Raw genomic sequence first — 18,636 nt, 5'->3', positions numbered from 1 at the left:
ACATCACTCTGGAGTTGGCGAACAAGTCTCCCCCGGTTCTCCCCTGAGCATGCATCGACCCCGAGGTGGAACTTCCGCTTCGGCTTTGGCAGGATGCCCGCCCGCACTCCGCTCCCAGTCTCTTCCTCCGCCCTGCGGGGCCGCGTTGACCTGCTGATACAAGCCAACGTCCTCGTCGTGGGGGTCCCGTGAAGGCGTCGTGCAGACTGGCGTCATGCGCATCGAACTGGCCACCGCCCCCGGCAGCTCCGAACGCCCCAACGAGGACTGGGTCTCCGCAGCCCTTCCCGCGTCCGGCCGGGGAGGCGTGCTGGTCCTGCTCGACGGCGTCACCCCGCCGGCGGAGGACCACGGTTGTGCGCACCCGGTCCCCTGGTTCACCGCCCGCCTGGGCGGCGCGCTGGTGGAACTGTCCGGTTCCCGACCCGACCTGCCTCTGCCCGAGGCGCTGGGCGCGGCCATCTCCCGTACCGCCGACGCCCATCGGGCCACCTGTGACCTTTCTCACGCCCGCACGCCTCAGGCCACCGCGGTTCTGGCCCGGTGGGACGAACGCGAGGTCGAGTATCTGGTGCTCTCCGATTCCGCCCTGCTCCTGGAGGCCCCCGACGGGACGGTCCGGGCGGTCCTGGACGACCGGCTGGACCGGCTGCCGCCGGGGTCGCTGGCATCCGCCGCGATCGCCGACTCCACGGTGCGCAACAAGGAGGGCGGATTCTTCACCGCCGCCGCCGATCCCGCGGTGGCGGCTCGCGCGGTGACCGGCCGCGTCCCCCTGTCGGAGGTGCGGGCCCTCGCCGCGCTCACCGACGGGGCGAGCCGCTGGACGGAGACGTTCGGCCGGGGGGACTGGGGGGCCGCGCTGGGGCTGCTGCGCGAGGAGGGGCCGCAGGGGCTGATCGACCGGGTGCGGAAGCTGGAGGCCGCCGACGCGCGCGCCGGGCGCGCGCGGCTGGGGCGGGGCAAGACGCACGACGACGCGACGGCGGTCCTGGTGGAGCTCTAGGAATCCGGCGCTCCGCCCAGGCGCGACCCTTTCGCGGCGCCGGCCCGGGCTCCACCGCCTCCGACCGGCCGGACGTCAGCTCTCGGCGCGGGCGTTCAGCTGGTGCAGCAGCCGGGCCAGCTCCGCCACTTCCGCCCGGTCCCAGTCCGCCAGCTTGCGCACATAACGCCCGCGCCGGGCGTCGCGGACCCTGCGGAACCGGGCCAGCCCCTCGTCGGTGAGATGCACGAGCCAGGCGCGCCCGTCGGCCGGATCGGGCTCACGCACCACCAGGCCGAGATTCTCCAGGGAGTGCAGCTGACGGCTCATGGTGGCTTTGCCGACGCCGAAGTAGGCGGCCAGCTCGGTGGCCCGCTGCCGGCCGGCCGACTCCAGGCGGACGAGCAGGCCGTAGGCGGCGGGCTCCAGCTCGGGGTGGACCTCCCGGGCCATCTCTCCGGAACTGGCCCGCGCCCGGCGCAGGAACACGGCCAGTTCCCTCTCCAGTGCGAGGAACTCGTGGTCCACGCCGCTCCCGGCAGCCGCGCGCGGCTCCGGCTCGCTCTCGCTCCCGTGCACGTCAGCACCCCTCGTACGGTTTCCCGCCCGTGAACGTCCCGGCGGCGGCCACCGGGCGCGGCGGCCCGGCCAGTATTTCGCAGGAGCGAGCCTCCGGCGGCGACCGGCCCCTCCCGGGGCCCCCGCGACCTCGCCGCGCACGGGGCGGGGCGGTCGGCTGCCCCGGCCGTCCCGCCCCAGAAGGCCTCCCAGGCCGCCCTGACCTCGTGGCACCCTCTATAAACCCTGTGTATACACAGAACGTATAGTCATCGATGTACCGCACATCCGTGCGGAAGGTCCCGCCATGAGGAGTTGTTTCGCCGTGCCCGGAAAGATGCCGTCGTCCGCCAGAAGGTTGGCCGCCGTGCTGGTGACGGCACTCACACTGACGCTCAGCGGCTGTGGGATGGACACGACCGCTCCGGGCTCGGCCCGCGGGAACGCGGCCGCCGACGCCAAGGGCTCGTTCGGGCCGGTGGACTGCCGCAAGGCCAAGTGCATCGCCCTGACCTTCGACGCGGGCCCCGGTAAGGACACCCCGGAGCTGCTGGACGTCCTCAAGGAGAAGAAGGTGCACGCCACCTTCTTCCTGCTGGGCAAGCACCACGTCCTCAAGTACCCCGAGACGGTCCGGCGCATCGAGGACGAGGGCCACGAGGTGGCCAACCACACCTGGACCCACAAGATCCTGACCGACCAGGACGCGGACGGGATACGCACCGAGCTGGAGAAGACCCAGCGGGCGATCGAGAGGATCACCGGCAAGAAGCCCCGAGTGATGCGCCCGCCGCAGGGCCGCACCGACGACGAGGTGACCCGGATCAGCTGGGAACTGGGGCTCTCCCAGGTCCTGTGGAGCGCCACCGCCAAGGACTACGCGACCAACGATTCTGCGCTGATCGAGAAGCGCATCCTGGACCGGGCGAGCAAGGACGGCGTCATCCTGCTGCACGACATCTACCAGGGCACCGTCCCCGCCGTGCCGGGCATCGTCGACGCGCTCCACGAGGACGGGTACACCTTCGTCACCGTCCCCGAGCTGATGGCGCCCGCCGAGCCGCAGCCCGGCACCGTCTACCGCCCCTGAGCCGCAGGTCCGGCCGCACCGGCACGCGTCTCCACCGCGGAACGCGGAACGGCCCGCCCCCGTCGCTCCGGGGCGGGCCGGCCGCACCGGTCGCGCGGGCCGGTGCGGCGTCCGACGGGGTGTGGCGCTCAGACGGCGAGGGGGACCCGCTCCCCCATCCGGGCCGAGGCCGGGGCGAGGGCGATCTCCAGCACCTGGCGGACGTCGGTGACCGGGCGGACGTCCAGCTTCTCCAGCACCTCGGCCGGGACGTCGTCCAGGTCGGCCTCGTTGCGCTGGGGGATCACCACGGTGGTGATGCCCGCCCGGTGGGCGGCGAGCAGCTTCTGCTTCAGGCCGCCGATCGGCAGCACCCGTCCGGTGAGCGAGACCTCGCCGGTCATCGCCACGTCCGTACGGACCAGCCGCCCCGAGAGCAGCGAGGCCAGCGCGGTCGTCAGGGTGATGCCCGCGCTCGGGCCGTCCTTGGGGACCGCGCCGGCCGGGAAGTGGATGTGCACCCCCCGGTCCTTGAGGTCGGCGACCGGAAGCTCCAGCTCCGCCCCGTGCGACCGCAGGAAGCTCAGCGCGATCTGCGCCGACTCCTTCATGACGTCCCCGAGCTGGCCGGTCAGGGTCAGCCCGGACGCCCCGGTCTCCGGGTCGGCCAGCGACGCCTCGACGAAGAGGACGTCGCCGCCCGCCCCGGTCACCGCGAGCCCGGTGGCCACGCCCGGCACCGCGGTGCGGCGCCCGGCCGGCTCCTGGGCGGACTCCGGCACGTGGTGCGGGCGCCCGATCAGGCCGCGCAGGTCCGTGTCCGACACGGTGAACGGCAGCTCGCGGTCGCCGAGCTCGTGCTGGGCCGCGACCTTGCGGAGCAGTCGGGCCACGGCGCGCTCCAGGTTCCGTACGCCCGCCTCGCGGGTGTACTCGCCCGCGAGCTTGCGCAGCGCCGACTCCTCCAGGCCGACCTCGCCCTCCTCCAGGCCGGCCCGCTCCAGCTGGCGCGGAAGGAGGTGGTCCCGGGCGATGACGATCTTCTCGTCCTCGGTGTAGCCGTCGAGGCGGACCACCTCCATGCGGTCGAGCAGGGCCTCGGGAACGGCTTCGAGGACGTTGGCGGTGGCCAGGAAGACGACGTCGCTGAGGTCGAGCTCGACCTCCAGGTAGTGGTCGCGGAAGGTGTGGTTCTGCGCCGGGTCGAGGACTTCGAGGAGCGCGGCGGCCGGGTCGCCCCGGAAGTCGGAGCCGACCTTGTCGATCTCGTCCAGCAGGATGACCGGGTTCATCGAGCCGGCTTCCTTGACGGCCCGCACGATGCGTCCGGGGAGCGCGCCCACGTACGTACGCCGGTGGCCGCGGATCTCCGCCTCGTCCCGGACCCCGCCGAGCGCGACGCGGACGAACGAGCGGCCCATGGCGTGCGCGACGGACTCGCCGAGCGAGGTCTTGCCGACCCCGGGCGGGCCGACGAGGGCCAGGACCGCGCCCCCGCGCCGTCCGCCGACCACCCCGAGGCCCCGGTCGGCGCGCCGCTTGCGCACCGCGAGGTACTCGGTGATGCGTTCCTTCACGTCGGCGAGGCCCGCGTGCTCTGCGTCCAGGATGTTCCGGGCGCCGCGGATGTCGTAGGCGTCCTCCGTCCGCTCGTTCCAGGGCAGTTCGAGGACGGTGTCCAGCCAGGTGCGAATCCAGGAGCCCTCGGGCGACTGGTCGCTGGCCCGCTCCAGCTTGTCGACCTCCTTGAGCGCGGCCTCGCGGACGTGCTGGGGGAGGTCGGCGGCCTCGACGCGGGCCCGGTAGTCGTCGGACTCGTCCTCCGGGTCGCCGTTGAGCTCGGAGAGCTCCTTGCGCACGGCCTCCAGCTGGCGGCGCAGCAGGAATTCGCGCTGCTGCTTGTCGACGCCCTCCTGGACGTCCTTGGCGATGGACTCGGCGACGTCCTGCTCGGCGAGGTGTTCGCCGAGCCACTGGGCGGCGAGCTTCAGCCGGGCGACGGGGTCCACCGTCTCCAGGAGCTGGACCTTCTGCGCGGTGGTCAGGAACGGCGAGTACCCGGAGTTGTCGGCGAGCGCGGACACGTCCTCGATCTGCTGGACGCGGTCCACGACCTGCCAGGCGCCGCGCTTCTTCAGCCAGCTGGTGGCGAGCGCCTTGTACTCCTTGACGAGCTCGACGGCGGAGCCGGGCAGCGGGTCGGGGACCTCGACGTCGATGACCGTGCCCTCGACCCAGAGCGCCCGGCCGGGCCCGCTGGTCCCGGCGCCGATCCTGACCCGGTCGCGGGCCCGGATGAGCGCGCCAGGGTCGCCGTCGACAAGGCGTCCGACCTGCTCGACGGTGCCGAGGACGCCGGTCCCCGTGTAGGTCCCGTCGATCCGCGGCACGAGCAGCACCTCGGGCTTGCCGCCGTCGGCGCGGGCGGCGGCCTGCGCCGCCTCGACGGCTGCGCGCACCTCGGCGTCCGACAGGTCCAGCGGCACCACCATGCCGGGCAGGACGACCTCGTCGTCGAGCGGCAGCACGGGCAGGTCGATCGGTGTGAACGCCTTGGACTCGTTAGTCATGATCTCCCCTTCGGCAGGCAAGTTGAGCTATGTGGACTCAATGCTCCTGAGCCGCCGTATGTTCCCCACCCCGTGTTCGCTCTCAGCGATCAGAATCTCGCCACCCGGGCGGCCGGTCGGGGCGGCCGCCGCGGACCGCCCGGAAACCGTGTCCCCGAGCCGGCCGCGTCCGGCAGAGTGGTCTCATGAACGGACGAGGTCTCGCCCCCGACGGCGCCATCGCCCGCGAGGGCCGCCCCGAGCTGGTGCCGGCCGCCTTCCGCCCCGTCGTCGACGCCTCCCGCGCCCGTATCGCCGAGACGTTCGGCGGTACGCGTCTGCACAGCGCGTACCTCTACGGCAGCGTCCCTCGCGGCACCGCCATTCCCGGGACATCCGACCTCGACCTCCAGCTCGCCCTGAACGACGAGCCCACCCCGGCCGACCGCGCCGACGCGGCGGCGGTCGAGACGGCTCTGGACCGCGCCTTCCCCGAGGTCGACGGCGTCGGGATTCTGCTGTCCAGCACGCGCACGCTGCTCAGCGACCGCGAGCGCCACGACGGCGGCTTCTTCATCGCCTGCCTGTGCACCCCGCTCCTGGGCGACGACCTCGCCGCGCTCCTGCCCCCCCCTACCGCCCGACCGCCCTCCTCGCCCGCGAGACCAACGGCGACCTGGCCCGCCTTCTCCCCCGCTGGCGCGCCGCGGCCGCCCGGGCCGGCACGGACGCCGAGCGCGGAGCCCTCAGCCGGGGCGTCGGCCGCCGCCTCGTCCGCACCGGATTCACCCTGGTCATGCCCCGGTGGGGCGGCTGGACCAGCGACCTCGGCGCGTCCGCCGAGATCTTCGGCCGCTACTACCCCGAGCGGGCCGCCCGAATGCGGGCAGCGGCGGCCGCGGGCCGGACCTCCCCGGCGGACCCGGCCGTCCTCACCGCGCTCCTCGACGACCTGGGCCCGTGGCTGGCGGCCGAGTACACGGCCGTGCACGGCGAGAAGACGCCGCGCCCCTGACGGCCGGGCCGCGCACCGCCCCGGCCCCGGAACGCGTTGGCCCCCGGCGGGGGCGGCGCGACAGGATGGGCGCGCACCGACCGCTGCGACCGGAGACCGGAGAGCCACGCCATGTCCACGATGTCCGCCCCCCGCCCGAGGCCGACGCCCTCCGCGCCGGCCGCCGACAGCCCCGTCACCCTGGACCGCCGCGACGGTCCGTTCGGCGAGGTCGTGCTGCGGGAGCGCGGGGAGCACTTCGAGATCATCGCCAACGGCTGCTTCCTGATGGACACCTCCGACGGGCGCTCCGAGCGGCTGCTCGTCGACGCGGCGCTGGCCGCCCTGCCCGCCGGCCGGACCGGGCCGTCGGTGCTGATCGGCGGTCTGGGCGTCGGGTTCTCCCTGGCGCGGGCCGCAGAGGAGGAGCGCTGGGAGCGCATCGTGGTCGTGGAGCGGGAGCAGGCGATCGTGGACTGGCACCTGGGCGGCCCGCTGGGGCGGGTCTCCGGGCCCGCCCTCGCCGACCCGCGTACCACCGTGCTGCGCGCGGACCTCGTCGCCCACCTCCGTACGAGCACGGAGCGTTACGACGCTCTGTGTCTGGACATCGACAACGGACCGGACTGGACCGTCACGGAGGACAACGGAAGCCTCTACTCCCCCGCTGGTCTGGCCCACTGTCACCAGCGGCTGACCCCCGGCGGCGTGCTCGCCGTCTGGTCGGCGCAGCCGTCGCCGGCCTTCGAACAAGCTTTGCGGAATGCCGGGTTCAGCGGGGTAACGACCGAAGAAGTGGCCGTTGCCCGAGGTGTGCCCGACGTGGTCCACCTCGCGCTTCGCGGGGCCTGACCCCCTGGCGGCGCGCTCGGCCGGTCGCGGGCGCGGGCCAACCGGCACAAGGACGACGATCCGGTCGGCGCCCCGGTCCTCCGGCCGCCGCCGGGGCAACACCCTGCGTAGCCGGGAGCACTCCGCTGCCCTTACGCTGCTGACTCGGCACACGGGTTCACCCACGAAATCCACGAGCGAGAACCGTGTCTCCGGGGCAGCGGCCTCCGCGGGGCACGGGCAGGGGCGGGGCGATGGAACAGACACACACCACCCACAGCGGCGTCGCGGCCACTCCGGGGGCTCAGCGCCGGGTGCTGGTCGTGGAGGACGACGCCACGATCGTCGACGCCATCTCCGCCCGGCTGCGGGCGGAGGGCTTCCTGGTGCAGACCGCGCTGGACGGCCCCGCGGCCGTGGACGCGGCCGAGGCCTGGCAGCCGGACCTGATGGTGCTCGACATCATGCTCCCGGGCTTCGACGGCCTGGAGGTCTGCCGCCGGGTACAGGCCCAGCGCCCGGTGCCGGTGCTGATGCTGACGGCACGCGACGACGAGACGGACATGCTGGTCGGGCTCGGCGTCGGCGCCGACGACTACATGACCAAGCCGTTCTCCATGCGTGAGCTGGCCGCCCGGGTCCACGTGCTGCTGCGCCGGGTGGAGCGGGCCGCGCTGGCGGCCGTCACACCGCGCAGCGGCATACTGCGCCTGGGCGAGCTGGAGATCGACCACGCGCAGCGCCGGGTCCGGGTGCGCACCGACGACGTCCATCTGACGCCGACCGAGTTCGACCTGCTGGTCTGCCTCGCCAGCACCCCGCGCGCCGTGCTCTCGCGGGAGCAGTTGCTGGCGGAGGTGTGGGACTGGGCCGACGCCTCGGGCACCCGCACCGTCGACAGCCACATCAAGGCGCTGCGCCGGAAGATCGGCGCCGAGCGGATTCGTACCGTGCACGGGGTGGGTTACGCCCTGGAGACCCCCGCGCCATGACCCGGCCGGGGTCCGGGCTGCGGCCCTTCTCGATCAAGGCCAAGCTCGGCACGCTCGTGGTGGTGTCGGTGTTCATCACCACGGGACTGCTGATCGTCGCGCTGCGGACCCGGACGGAGTTCCGCTTCATCACGGTGTTCTCTGTGATCGCCACGCTGCTGATCACCCAGTTCGTCGCGCACGGTCTGACCGCGCCGTTGGACGAGATGAGAGCGGTGGCCCGGTCCATCTCGCACGGCGACTACACACGCCGGGTGAGCGGCGCCGGGCGGCGGGACGAGCTGGGCGACCTGGCGCAGACGATCAACCGCATGGCCGACGATCTGGAGGCGGAGGACCGGCACCGCAAGGAGATGGTCGCCAACGTCAGCCATGAGCTGCGGACGCCCATCGCGGCGCTGAGAGCCGTGCTGGAGAACGTGGTGGACGGGGTGTCCGCCGCCGATCCCGAGACGATGGGCACGGCGCTGAAGCAGACGGAGCGGCTGGGCCGGCTGGTGGAGACGCTGCTCGACCTGTCGCGGTTGGACAACGGGGTGGTGACGCTCAAGGCGCGCCGCTTCGAGGTGTGGCCGTATCTCTCGGGGGTGCTGAAGGAGGCCAACCTCGCGAGCTCGCTGCGGCGGCTGCCCTCGGGGTCGGGCAACCACTCCCGTACGGACGTCCACCTGCACCTGGACGTCTCGCCGCCGGAGCTGACCGCCCACGCGGACACCGAGCGTCTGCACCAGGTGGTCGCCAACCTCATCGACAACGCGGTCAAGCACAGCCCGCCGCACGGCCGGGTCACGGTGCTGGCGCGGCGCGGGGCGCGTCCGGAGTCTCTGGAGCTGGAGATCGTCGACGAGGGGCCCGGCATTCCGGAGGCGGAGCGCCATCGGGTGTTCGAGCGGTTCAACCGGGGGCAGGCCCCGTCCCCGCACGGTCCGGGCAGCGACGGGGGCACCGGGCTGGGGCTGGCCATCGCCCGTTGGGCGGTGGATCTGCACGGCGGCCGGATCGGTGTGGCCGAATCGGAACGGGGCTGCCGCATCCAGGTCACCCTCCCGGGAGTTCCCGAGCCGCGCGGTTGACGGCGTGGTTGACATAGGGTCGAACCGGAAGGGCACGTTCTCCGTGTCCTCCCAGTAGGGGATCTCAAGGGGATACGGTCAAGAGACCGTATCCACGGTCCTGACGTACCCGAAGTGCAGCGGAACCTCGCTTGTTTCCCGCCATTTCCTGCACCGAAACCCGCCTGCCGATGTGATGTGCACGACGAAGCACCGGCCCGGTCTGCAAGGAACGGTTCGGGGGGCGTAGCCTTGATTTCCGCTGTCCATCACCTTGTGAAGCGGAAGAGGGCGGTTGCCGCCGTGTCGTCTCAGTCCCCCAGTAACTCGAGCATCTCGACCGATCAAGCCAGTCCGGGAACCAACCCGGCCGCGGCTTTCGGCGCCAACGAATGGCTCGTCGACGAGATCTACCAGCAGTACCTCCAAGATCCCAGTTCGGTCGATCGCGCCTGGTGGGACTTCTTCGCCGACTACAAGCCGGGTGCCTCCGGCACGGCGGACAAGCCCGTCCCCGACGCCGCGGCCTCGGGGGCCGCGGTGACCGGGGCCCCGGCGCCCGCCGCGCCCGCTCCGGAGGCGTCCGCGCCCGCCGAGGCGAAGGCGGCCCCGGACAAGGCGGCCCCGGCGAAGCCCGCCCCCGCGAAGGCGGCCGAGGCCAAGCCCGCGGAGGCGAAGGCGGCCCCCGCTGCCAAGCCCGCCGCGGCGAAGCCCGCCGCCGCGCCCGCCAAGGCGGACGCCTCGGCCGAGGCCCCGGCCGGCCCGGAGTACGTGACGCTGCGCGGCCCCTCGGCCGCCGTCGCGAAGAACATGAACGCCTCGCTGGAGCTGCCGACGGCCACGTCCGTCCGCGCGGTCCCGGTGAAGCTGCTCTTCGACAACCGCATCGTCATCAACAACCACCTCAAGCGCGCCCGCGGCGGGAAGATCTCCTTCACCCACCTCATCGGGTACGCGATGGTGCAGGCCCTCAAGGCCATGCCGTCGATGAACTACTCCTTCGCGGAGAAGGACGGCAAGCCGACCCTCGTCAAGCCGGAGCACGTCAACCTCGGCCTCGCCATCGACCTGGTGAAGCCGAACGGCGACCGCCAGCTGGTCGTCGCGGCCATCAAGAAGGCCGAGACGCTCAACTTCTTCGAGTTCTGGCAGGCGTACGAGGACATCGTCCGGCGCGCCCGCATCGGCAAGCTGGGCATGGACGACTTCAGCGGCGTCACCGCCTCGCTGACCAACCCCGGCGGCATCGGCACCGTCCACTCGGTGCCCCGCCTGATGCCCGGCCAGGGCCTCATCATGGGTGTCGGCGCGATGGACTACCCGGCGGAGTTCCAGGGCACCTCGCAGGACACGCTGAACAAGCTCGGCATCTCGAAGGTCATGACGCTGACGTCGACCTACGACCACCGGGTCATCCAGGGCGCCGCCTCCGGCGAGTTCCTGCGGGTCCTGGCCCAGCTGCTGCTCGGCGAGAACGAGTTCTACGACGAGATCTTCAAGGCGCTGCGCATCCCCTACGAGCCGGTCCGCTGGCTCAAGGACATCGACGCCTCGCACGACGACGACGTCACCAAGGCCGCGCGGGTCTTCGAGCTGATCCACTCCTACCGGGTCCGCGGCCACGTCATGGCCGACACCGACCCGCTGGAGTACCACCAGCGCAAGCACCCCGACCTCGACATCACCGAGCACGGCCTCACCCTGTGGGACCTGGAGCGCGAGTTCGCGGTCGGCGGCTTCGCCGGCAAGACGATGATGAAGCTCCGCGACATCCTCGGCGTGCTCCGTGAGTCGTACTGCCGCACCACCGGCATCGAGTTCATGCACATCCAGGACCCGAAGCAGCGCAAGTGGCTCCAGGACCGGGTCGAGCGCCCGCGTCCCAAGCCCGAGCGCGAGGAGCAGCTGCGCATCCTGCGCCGGCTGAACGCGGCCGAGGCGTTCGAGACGTTCCTCCAGACCAAGTACGTCGGTCAGAAGCGGTTCTCGCTGGAGGGCGGCGAGTCCGTCATCCCGCTGCTCGACGCCGTCCTCGACTCCGCCGCCGAGGCCCGCCTCGACGAGGTCGTCATCGGCATGGCCCACCGCGGCCGGCTGAACGTGCTGGCGAACATCGTCGGCAAGTCGTACGCGCAGATCTTCCGGGAGTTCGAGGGCAACCTCGACCCGCGCTCCATGCACGGCTCCGGCGACGTCAAGTACCACCTGGGCGCCGAGGGCACCTTCACCGGTCTGGACGGCGAGCAGATCAAGGTCTCGCTGGCCGCGAACCCCTCGCACCTGGAGGCGGTCGACCCGGTCCTGGAGGGCATCGCCCGCGCCAAGCAGGACATCATCAACAAGGGCGGCACGGACTTCACGGTCCTGCCGGTCGCCCTCCACGGCGACGCGGCCTTCGCCGGCCAGGGCGTCGTCGCCGAGACGCTCAACATGTCGCAGCTGCGCGGCTACCGCACCGGCGGCACCGTGCACGTGGTGATCAACAACCAGGTCGGCTTCACCGCCGCCCCGGAGTCCTCGCGCTCCTCGATGTACGCCACCGACGTGGCGCGCATGATCGAGGCGCCGATCATCCACGTCAACGGCGACGACCCGGAGGCCGTGGTCCGCGTGGCGCGGCTCGCCTTCGAGTTCCGGCAGGCGTTCAACAAGGACGTCGTGATCGACCTCATCTGCTACCGCCGCCGCGGGCACAACGAGGGCGACAACCCGGAGTTCACCAACCCGCAGATGTACACCCTGATCGACAAGAAGCGCTCGGTGCGCAAGCTCTACACCGAGTCCCTGATCGGTCGCGGCGACATCACGCTGGAAGAGGCCGAGCAGGCGCTCCAGGACTTCCAGGGACAGCTGGAGAAGGTCTTCGCGGAGGTCAGGGAGGCCACCGCGCAGCCGGCCGCCCCCCACGTCCCGGAGCCGCAGGCCGCCTTCCCGGTGGCCGTGGAGACCGGTGTCTCCTCCGAGGTCGTCAAGCGGATCGCCGAGTCCCAGGTCAACATCCCCGAGCGGATCACCGTCCACCCGCGCCTGATGCCGCAGATGCAGCGCCGCGCCGCCTCGGTGGAGAACGGCACGATCGACTGGGGCATGGGCGAGACCCTCGCCATCGGGTCGCTGCTGATGGAGGGCACCCCGGTCCGGCTCGCCGGCCAGGACACCCGCCGCGGCACGTTCGGCCAGCGCCACGCGGTGCTCGTCGACCAGATGACCGGCGAGGACTACACCCCGCTCCTGTACCTCTCCGAGGACCAGGCCCGGTACAACGTCTACGACTCGCTGCTCTCGGAGTACGCGGCGATGGGCTTCGAGTACGGCTACTCGCTGGCCCGGCCGGAGTCGCTGGTCGTCTGGGAGGCCCAGTTCGGCGACTTCGTCAACGGCGCGCAGACCGTGGTGGACGAGTTCATCTCCTCGGCCGAGCAGAAGTGGGGCCAGACCTCCGGCGTCACGCTGCTGCTGCCGCACGGCTACGAGGGCCAGGGCCCGGACCACAGCTCCGCCCGCCCCGAGCGCTTCCTCCAGATGTGCGCGCAGGACAACATGACGGTCGCGATGCCGACCCTGCCGTCGAACTACTTCCACCTGCTGCGCTGGCAGGTGCACAACCCGCACCACAAGCCGCTGATCGTCTTCACCCCGAAGTCGATGCTGCGTCTGAAGGCCGCGGCGTCGAAGATCGAGGAGTTCACCACCGGCGGCTTCCGCCCGGTGATCGGCGACGCCACGGTCAAGGCGGAGGACGTCCGCAAGGTGGTCTTCTGCGCGGGCAAGCTGTACTACGACCTGGACGCCGAACGGGAGAAGCGCGGCGACACGGAGACGGCGATCATCCGGCTGGAGCGCCTGTACCCGCTGCCGGGTGCGGAGATCCAGGCCGAGATCGCGAAGTACCCGAACGCCGAGAAGTACCTCTGGGCCCAGGAGGAGCCGGCGAACCAGGGTGCGTGGCCGTTCATCGCGCTCAACCTGATCGACCACCTGGACCTCGCCGTCGGTTCGGACGTGCCGCACGGCGAGCGCCTGCGCCGCATCTCGCGGCCGCACGGCTCGTCTCCGGCGGTCGGCTCCGCCAAGCGACACCAGGCGGAGCAGACCCAGCTGGTCAGCGAGGTCTTCGAGGCCTGAGGACCGCCTCCGTACGCCGGTGCGTACGCCTCTGGGACCCGGTTCCGCGTCTGTCGCGGGGCCGGGTCCCCGGCGTGTCCGACCTCGTTATTCTGGTCGCATGTACTTCACGGACCGTGGCATCGAGGAACTGGAGAAGCGACGCGGCGAGGAGGAGGTCTCCTTCGAGTGGCTCGCCGAGCAGTTGCGGACGTTCGTCGACCTCAACCCCGACTTCGAGGTGCCGGTCGAGCGCCTGGCGACCTGGCTGGCGCGGCTGGACGACGAGGACGACGACGCGTGAGCGCCGGGGCGCCCGCCCGTGGGAGCAGGTGCGCCCGCCCTTCTCGTACACCCTCGTGCGCCGCTCCCCCTGAGTCCCCGCCGGGCAGGCCCTCAGCCCTGTCCGGCGTCCGCGGCCTCCCTGGCCCGGTGGTAGGCGAGCCCCAGCGCGCCCTGGGCCACGAGCAGCGCCCCGGCCGCGGCCCAGCCCCCGCTGCGGCGGCGGGCCCCCCACAGCAGCAGCGGAAGACCGGCGGCGAGCTGGGCGGCGGCCACGCCACGGGCGCGGGGGCCCCGCACCCACGGGCCGAACCTGCTGTTCTCCACCGCGTCCAGTTCGACCCGTACGGCGTCGCGCCATCCGGCCCATTCGACGCGTTCCGCGCCGGGCAGCACCTCCGCCACACTGCGCAGCCGGTCCGCCCCCTCTCCGGGTGACAGCCCGGCCGGCAGGCTCAGCCCGGTGCCGGAGAGCGCGGCGAGCAGCCCGCGCAGCCGGGCGTCGGCGTTCGCGTCGGGGTCGCGGCGAGTGAGCTCCTCCAGCGCCTGCACGTCCAGCACGGGGTCGAGGCCGAGCCGGGCCGCGAAGGTGCGCATGGCCTCGTCCTCGCCCGCCGGGGTGCCGTCGGTGAGCCAGACGTAGCCCACGGGACGGCGGAACCCGGCGGCGAGGGTGTATCCGGACCGGTCGGCGTCCCACCACAGGGCGAGCACCGGCCAGGCCGATCCGACGGCGAGAGCGGCCGCCCACCCGCCGAGGACCCGGTCCACCGGCTCGGCGTCCTGCCCCGCCCGGCCGGTACGCCACGGCTTCCCCTCCGGTACGAGCACGCTCCACTCCTCGCCCGCCCGGCTCAGCAGCATCGGCTCGCGCAGCAGGTGGGCGAGCGGCCGAACGGTCTCCGGGTCGGCCCGGCACAGCAGGAGCGCTCCGGTGGCAGTGGCGTTCATGCCTCACACCCTAGGGCGCTATGCCCGCTTTTGATGGCGTTTCCTGCCTTTCACCTCCCCCGGGCCTCCCTTGACTTCCCCAGACCGCGATATATCGTGTTCTTCAGAAGACGCGATATGTTGCGTCACCACGCTCTCCGGGAGGTCACCTACATGCCTGTGTCGACGTGGACCGTCGCGGAGCCGCGGAAACTGACGTTCGACGATCCGGTGACGGCGCTCAGCGTGCGCATGGTCCACGGGGCGGTCAACGTGGTCGGGACCGACGAGCCGGAGGCCCGGCTGGAGGTGTCCGCGATCGACGGCCCGCCGCTGATCGTGACCCAGGAGGACGGCCGCCTCACCGTGACGTACGAGGATCTGCCCTGGCAGGACCTGCTGCGCTGGTTCGACCCCCAGGGCCGCCGCCGCAGCGCCGTGGTCTCCCTCGTGGTGCCCGCCGCCTCCTCCGTGGAGGTCGGCGTGATCGGCGCCGGGGCCGTCGTCTCCGGCGTCCGCGGGCGTACGGAGGTGCGCGGCATCACCGGGGACTTCACGCTCGTCGGGCTGGCCGGCCCGGTGCGCGGGGACTCCGTGTCGGGCGGCCTGGAGGCCCAGAGCGTCACCGGGGACCTGCGTTTCCACTCCGTCTCCGGCGACCTGACGGTGGTCGACGGGGCGGGGGCGACGGTCCGGGCCGAGTCGGTCAGCGGTGACATGGTGCTCGACCTCGATCCGTCGGGGAAGCCCACGGACATCCGGCTGACCACGGTCTCCGGCGAGATCGCGATCCGGCTGCCGCACCCGGCGGACGCCCGGGTCGAGGCGAACACCGCGAGCGGAGCCGTCTCCAACGCCTTCGAGGGCCTGCGGGTCGGCGGGCAGTGGGGGGCGAAGAAGATCACCGGCACGCTGGGCGCCGGGACGGGGAGCCTGCGGGCGACGACCGTCTCCGGGGCGATCGCCCTGCTGCGCAGGCCGCCCGCAGAGGACGACGCGTACACCGCCGAGCCGACCGGAAAGGTTCTCTGACATGCCCCCCGTATTCGCCCACGGCCGTCTGCGCCTGTATCTCCTCAAGCTTCTGGACGAGGCGCCGCGCCACGGCTACGAAGTGATCCGGCTGTTGGAGGAGCGCTTCCAGGGCCTCTACGCCCCGTCGGCGGGCACCGTCTACCCCCGGCTGGCCAAGCTGGAGGCAGAGGGACTGGTCACCCACGCCACCGAGGGCGGCCGCAAGGTCTACTCGATCACCGAGGCGGGCCGCGCGGAGCTGGCGGGCCGCGGCGGTGAACTGGCCGACCTGGAGCTGGAGATCCGCGAGTCGGTCTCCGAGCTGGCCGCCGAGATCCGCGACGACGTACGCGGCGCGGCGGGGCGGCTCCGCAGCGACATGAGGGCGGCGGCCTCCGAGTCCCGGCACACCGGGGGCTCGGGTAAGAAGGCACGCGGGGACGGCGGCAGTGAGACCGCCTCGCCGTTCGGCGACTTCACCACGCTGGGCGACCTCGGCGACAGCGAGGCGTGGCGCTCGGCGAAGGAGGAGCTGCGCCGGGCGAAGCAGGAGTGGAAGGAACAGGCGCGCCGGGCCAAGGACGAGTCCCGGCGCGCCCGTGAGGAGGCCCAGCAGGCCCGACACCAGGCGAAGGAGGCGCAGGAGAAGGCGCGCGAGCAGATGCAGAACGCCGCCCGCCAGGTCCAGGAGCACTTCGCCCGGGGCGATTGGCCCTCCGGCGTACGGGAGGGCCTCGCGGAGATCACCGGCCAGCTCGGCGGCTTCGCCCGGACCGGGGCCTGGCCCCCGTTCGGCAAGTCCGACACCGCCGCCGACACCGCCGCCTCCTCGGAACCGGCCGCCGGCGCGGAGTGGGGCGCGGACGCGCCGGTCACGGGCGACCCGGCGCGCGACCTCGATCGCCTGCTGGACCGTTTCCGCGACGGCGTCCGCGACGCGGCCCGCGATCACGGGGTGACACAGGGCCAGCTGGCCGAGGCCCGACGCCATCTGGGCGCGGCGGCGGCCCGGATCGAGGCGCTGCTGACGGCGGAGGCCGACAAGAAGGCCTGAGGGAGCGGAGCGGGCCGCCCGGAGGGCGGCGGCGGGCAGGACGACGGCGGGCGGGGAGGGGCAGGACAGGGGGCGGACCAGGCGGTCGCCGGATTTGGTCCGCCCGTCCTGCCCCGCTGCCCGGCCTCCGCGCCTGAGGGGCCCGCTGTCCGGCGAGCCGTTGCCCGCCGGCCCCGGCGGGTCGCGTGCGTCAGGGTGTCCTGCACGGTCGCCCGGGTCCCGCGCGCCGCTCGGGGTCCCGCGCTGCTCTCAGCCGAAGTCGACGGCATCGTCCGCCAGGCGGGCGTGCCGCTCGACGTCGTAGCGGACATCGCCGTAGCGCAGCTTGCCGCGCTCGACGCCCTCGGCGGTGAACCCCGACCGCTCCGCGACCCGGCAGGAGGCCGGGTTGTCGGTGCGGTGGCCCAGCTCCAGCCGGTACAGCCCGAGCTCCTCGAACGCCCAGCGCGCCAGCGCCCGCACCCCGGCGGGCGCGACGCCCCGGCCGCGCGCCGCCTCTGTGGTCCAGTAGGAGACCCAGCCCGTGCCGTGGACCCGGTTGAGCACCGTCAGGGCCACGCACCCCAGGGCCTCGCCCCCGTCGCCCGCGACGGCCCAGGAGAATCCCGTCCCGGCCCCCCGTTCACGCGTGCGGGCCGCGATCCAGACCAGGGCCCCGGCGAGGTCGGACACGGGCCGGTCGGTCTGGCGGTCCATCTCGGCCGGGGCGAAGGCGCGGAGCACGGCGGGGGCGTCGGCGGGCAGCCAGGGGCGCAGCAGGAGCCCCTCAGGGGTGGTCAGTTCGTCCATGCGCACCAGCCTCCCGCACCGTCACGGTAACCACCGCCCCCGGACGCGCCACGACCCGCAGCCGCCCGCCGTGCCGCGCCTCGCCGAGCACCCGGGCGGCCCCGGTGACGGAGACCTGCCAGCCCCGCGCGGACGGCGGAAGGGACAGCTCCGTGGAGTCCGGGCGGGCGGCCGCCCGGTAGTCGAGGCGGTAGACGCGCGTGGCCGCGTCGTACGCGGCCGAGCGGACCCGGCCCGCGACGGCCGGGGCGTAGGGGGTGGCCGTCCGTTCCTTGTTCGTACGGAAGCGGCCCCGCTCGTCGAGAGCGCAGTAGCCGCCCCCGTAGCACCAGACGTAGCCCGCCCAGCCGGAGCTGTAGCGGTTCAGGGAGGCGACGGCTTCGTCGTAGAAGCGGCCCATGTTCGGCAGGGCGTTGTTGAGCGGCCCCCATTCGCCGACGACGACGGGCATCCGGTGTTCGGCCGGGTAGGCGGTGACGGCGGCCTCGTACGCCTCGATCCAGCCCGCCGCGGGGTCGTAGTCCGCGCCCGCCTCCATGGCGGTGTCGTAGAAGTGCGGGGCGTACACGGTCCTGCGGTCGTGGACCCGGCCGAGGCCGGTGGGCACGCCCTCGCCGACGATGGGGGTCGGCTCGACGAAGAGCCAGGTGTCGGGGTCCTCAGCGCGGATGGCGCGGGCCAGCCGGTTGTACATCGGGGTGAGCTGCTCGGCCTCGATGCGGCGGGCGGCGGTCGGCAGGTCCTCGCCCGGCCGCAGCTCCCCCATCGGTTCGTTGATCAGGTCGTAGCCGATGACCGCCGGGTGGCGGCCGAAGCGTGCGGCGAGGACCTGCCACATGGCCGCCTGGGCCCGTTGCAGGTCGGGGTCCTCGTAGAGGTGGGTGAAGGCGCGCTGGACGGCCGGTTCGAAGTACTCGGCGAACCAGTCGTCGGGGTGCGGGGTGAACGGCAGCCCGTCGGTCCTGGTGGCCCAGGCCGGGATGCCTCGGTGCCCGAACGCGGGCCCGAAGACGTCCTGGTGGGCGTCGATCAGCACGCGGACGCGGTGGTTGCGGGCCCAGTCCAGGACGCGTTCGATCCGCCGCAGATAGCGTTCGCTGTACCGGCCGCGCCGGGGCTCCAGGTCGTCCCAGAAGACCAGCAGCCGGGCGAAGTCGAAGCCGCTCGCGCGCAGATCGCTGAAGTGCCGTTCGGTGATCGCGCTCAGCGCCGCCTCGCCGCTGTTCGCCTTGTCCTCGACGTTCCAGCCGCGCAGGGTGAGGGTGCGGCCCCGCTCGTCGGTCAGCGGCGGGATGCCGCGGTCGCCGGACACGGGGACGGGGGGCGGCGCCGGGTCCGGTGCGGGGCGGGCGGCGGCGGGGGCGAGGGTCCCCGCCGCCAGCACCAGGGACACGACGGCTGTCAGGAGTGCTCTGCCCATACGCATGGGCCGA

14 protein-coding genes and 1 pseudogene are annotated in these 18,636 nt (G+C 72.9%); 10 read left to right on the top strand and 5 right to left on the bottom strand.

Annotation, left to right across the window (positions count from 1 at the left end; all coding sequences use genetic code 11):
• Nucleotides 1-214 precede the first annotated feature (214 nt).
• On the top strand, nt 215-1,006 hold the full coding sequence (locus V9U70_RS27950; protein ID WP_336679726.1) for a hypothetical protein: 792 nt from the start codon (nt 215-217) through the stop codon (nt 1,004-1,006).
• A gap of 75 nt (nt 1,007-1,081) precedes the next feature.
• Here the strand turns inward: V9U70_RS27950 and V9U70_RS27945 are convergent, their stop codons facing one another.
• Nucleotides 1,082-1,564 (bottom strand): MarR family winged helix-turn-helix transcriptional regulator, encoded by a 483-nt coding sequence (locus tag V9U70_RS27945; protein WP_336679725.1) that lies wholly within the window; start codon nt 1,562-1,564, stop codon nt 1,082-1,084.
• A gap of 316 nt (nt 1,565-1,880) precedes the next feature.
• On the opposite strand from V9U70_RS27945, the gene V9U70_RS27940 reads away from it, so the two are divergent.
• Nucleotides 1,881-2,633, top strand: a complete 753-nt coding sequence (locus tag V9U70_RS27940; RefSeq protein WP_336680120.1) for a polysaccharide deacetylase family protein — start codon at nt 1,881-1,883, stop codon at nt 2,631-2,633.
• 128 nt (nt 2,634-2,761) lie between these two features.
• Here V9U70_RS27940 and lon read toward each other — a convergent pair whose 3' ends face one another.
• Nucleotides 2,762-5,182, bottom strand: a complete 2,421-nt coding sequence (gene lon / locus V9U70_RS27935) for an endopeptidase La (RefSeq protein WP_336679723.1) — start codon at nt 5,180-5,182, stop codon at nt 2,762-2,764.
• Between the two features lie 185 nt (nt 5,183-5,367).
• Between lon and V9U70_RS27930 the strand changes: the two are divergent.
• From V9U70_RS27930 to V9U70_RS27905, 6 genes and pseudogenes are all read left to right on the top strand, one after another.
• Nucleotides 5,368-6,176 (top strand): annotated as a pseudogene (locus V9U70_RS27930) (nucleotidyltransferase).
• Between the two features lie 111 nt (nt 6,177-6,287).
• Entirely contained in the window at nt 6,288-7,007 is a 720-nt protein-coding gene (locus tag V9U70_RS27925; RefSeq protein WP_336679721.1) for a spermidine synthase family protein, read from the top strand.
• Nucleotides 7,008-7,240: 233 nt separating this feature from the next.
• Entirely contained in the window at nt 7,241-7,978 is a 738-nt protein-coding gene (locus V9U70_RS27920) for a response regulator transcription factor (RefSeq protein WP_336679719.1), read from the top strand.
• Nucleotides 7,975-9,051 (top strand): HAMP domain-containing sensor histidine kinase, encoded by a 1,077-nt coding sequence (locus V9U70_RS27915; RefSeq protein ID WP_336679717.1) that lies wholly within the window; start codon nt 7,975-7,977, stop codon nt 9,049-9,051. The genes V9U70_RS27920 and V9U70_RS27915 overlap by 4 nt, the downstream gene beginning before the upstream one ends.
• 282 nt (nt 9,052-9,333) lie before the next feature.
• On the top strand, nt 9,334-13,155 hold the full coding sequence (locus V9U70_RS27910; protein ID WP_336679715.1) for a multifunctional oxoglutarate decarboxylase/oxoglutarate dehydrogenase thiamine pyrophosphate-binding subunit/dihydrolipoyllysine-residue succinyltransferase subunit: 3,822 nt from the start codon (nt 9,334-9,336) through the stop codon (nt 13,153-13,155).
• Between the two features lie 100 nt (nt 13,156-13,255).
• Nucleotides 13,256-13,438 carry a DUF6104 family protein gene (locus tag V9U70_RS27905; protein WP_336679714.1) on the top strand — a complete coding sequence of 61 codons (183 nt, stop codon included), beginning with the start codon at nt 13,256-13,258 and terminating at the stop codon, nt 13,436-13,438.
• A gap of 92 nt (nt 13,439-13,530) precedes the next feature.
• Here the strand turns inward: V9U70_RS27905 and V9U70_RS27900 are convergent, their stop codons facing one another.
• Entirely contained in the window at nt 13,531-14,367 is an 837-nt protein-coding gene (locus V9U70_RS27900; protein WP_336679713.1) for a hypothetical protein, read from the bottom strand.
• A 153-nt stretch (nt 14,368-14,520) separates the two neighbouring features.
• Between V9U70_RS27900 and V9U70_RS27895 the strand changes: the two genes are divergently transcribed.
• Together V9U70_RS27895 and V9U70_RS27890 are read left to right on the top strand one after the other, a co-directional pair.
• Entirely contained in the window at nt 14,521-15,378 is an 858-nt protein-coding gene (locus tag V9U70_RS27895) for a DUF4097 family beta strand repeat-containing protein (RefSeq protein WP_336679711.1), read from the top strand.
• 1 nt (nt 15,379) lies between these two features.
• On the top strand, nt 15,380-16,414 hold the full coding sequence (locus tag V9U70_RS27890) for a PadR family transcriptional regulator (RefSeq protein WP_336679710.1): 1,035 nt from the start codon (nt 15,380-15,382) through the stop codon (nt 16,412-16,414).
• Nucleotides 16,415-16,663: 249 nt separating this feature from the next.
• Here V9U70_RS27890 and V9U70_RS27885 read toward each other — a convergent pair whose 3' ends face one another.
• Together V9U70_RS27885 and V9U70_RS27880 are read right to left on the bottom strand one after the other, a co-directional pair.
• Complete coding sequence (locus V9U70_RS27885) at nt 16,664-17,203, bottom strand: GNAT family N-acetyltransferase (RefSeq protein ID WP_336679708.1); 540 nt, start codon at nt 17,201-17,203, stop codon at nt 16,664-16,666.
• Entirely contained in the window at nt 17,181-18,629 is a 1,449-nt protein-coding gene (locus V9U70_RS27880; RefSeq protein WP_336679707.1) for a cellulase family glycosylhydrolase, read from the bottom strand. Before V9U70_RS27880 ends, V9U70_RS27885 begins: the two co-directional genes overlap by 23 nt.
• Nucleotides 18,630-18,636: the final 7 nt, after the last annotated feature.

This window comes from Streptomyces pratensis (assembly GCF_037137275.1).
Classification (GTDB): domain Bacteria; phylum Actinomycetota; class Actinomycetes; order Streptomycetales; family Streptomycetaceae; genus Streptomyces; species Streptomyces pratensis_B.
Note: the sequence above shows the minus strand (reverse complement) of the source record. Positions and strands in the feature narration are given on the sequence as shown.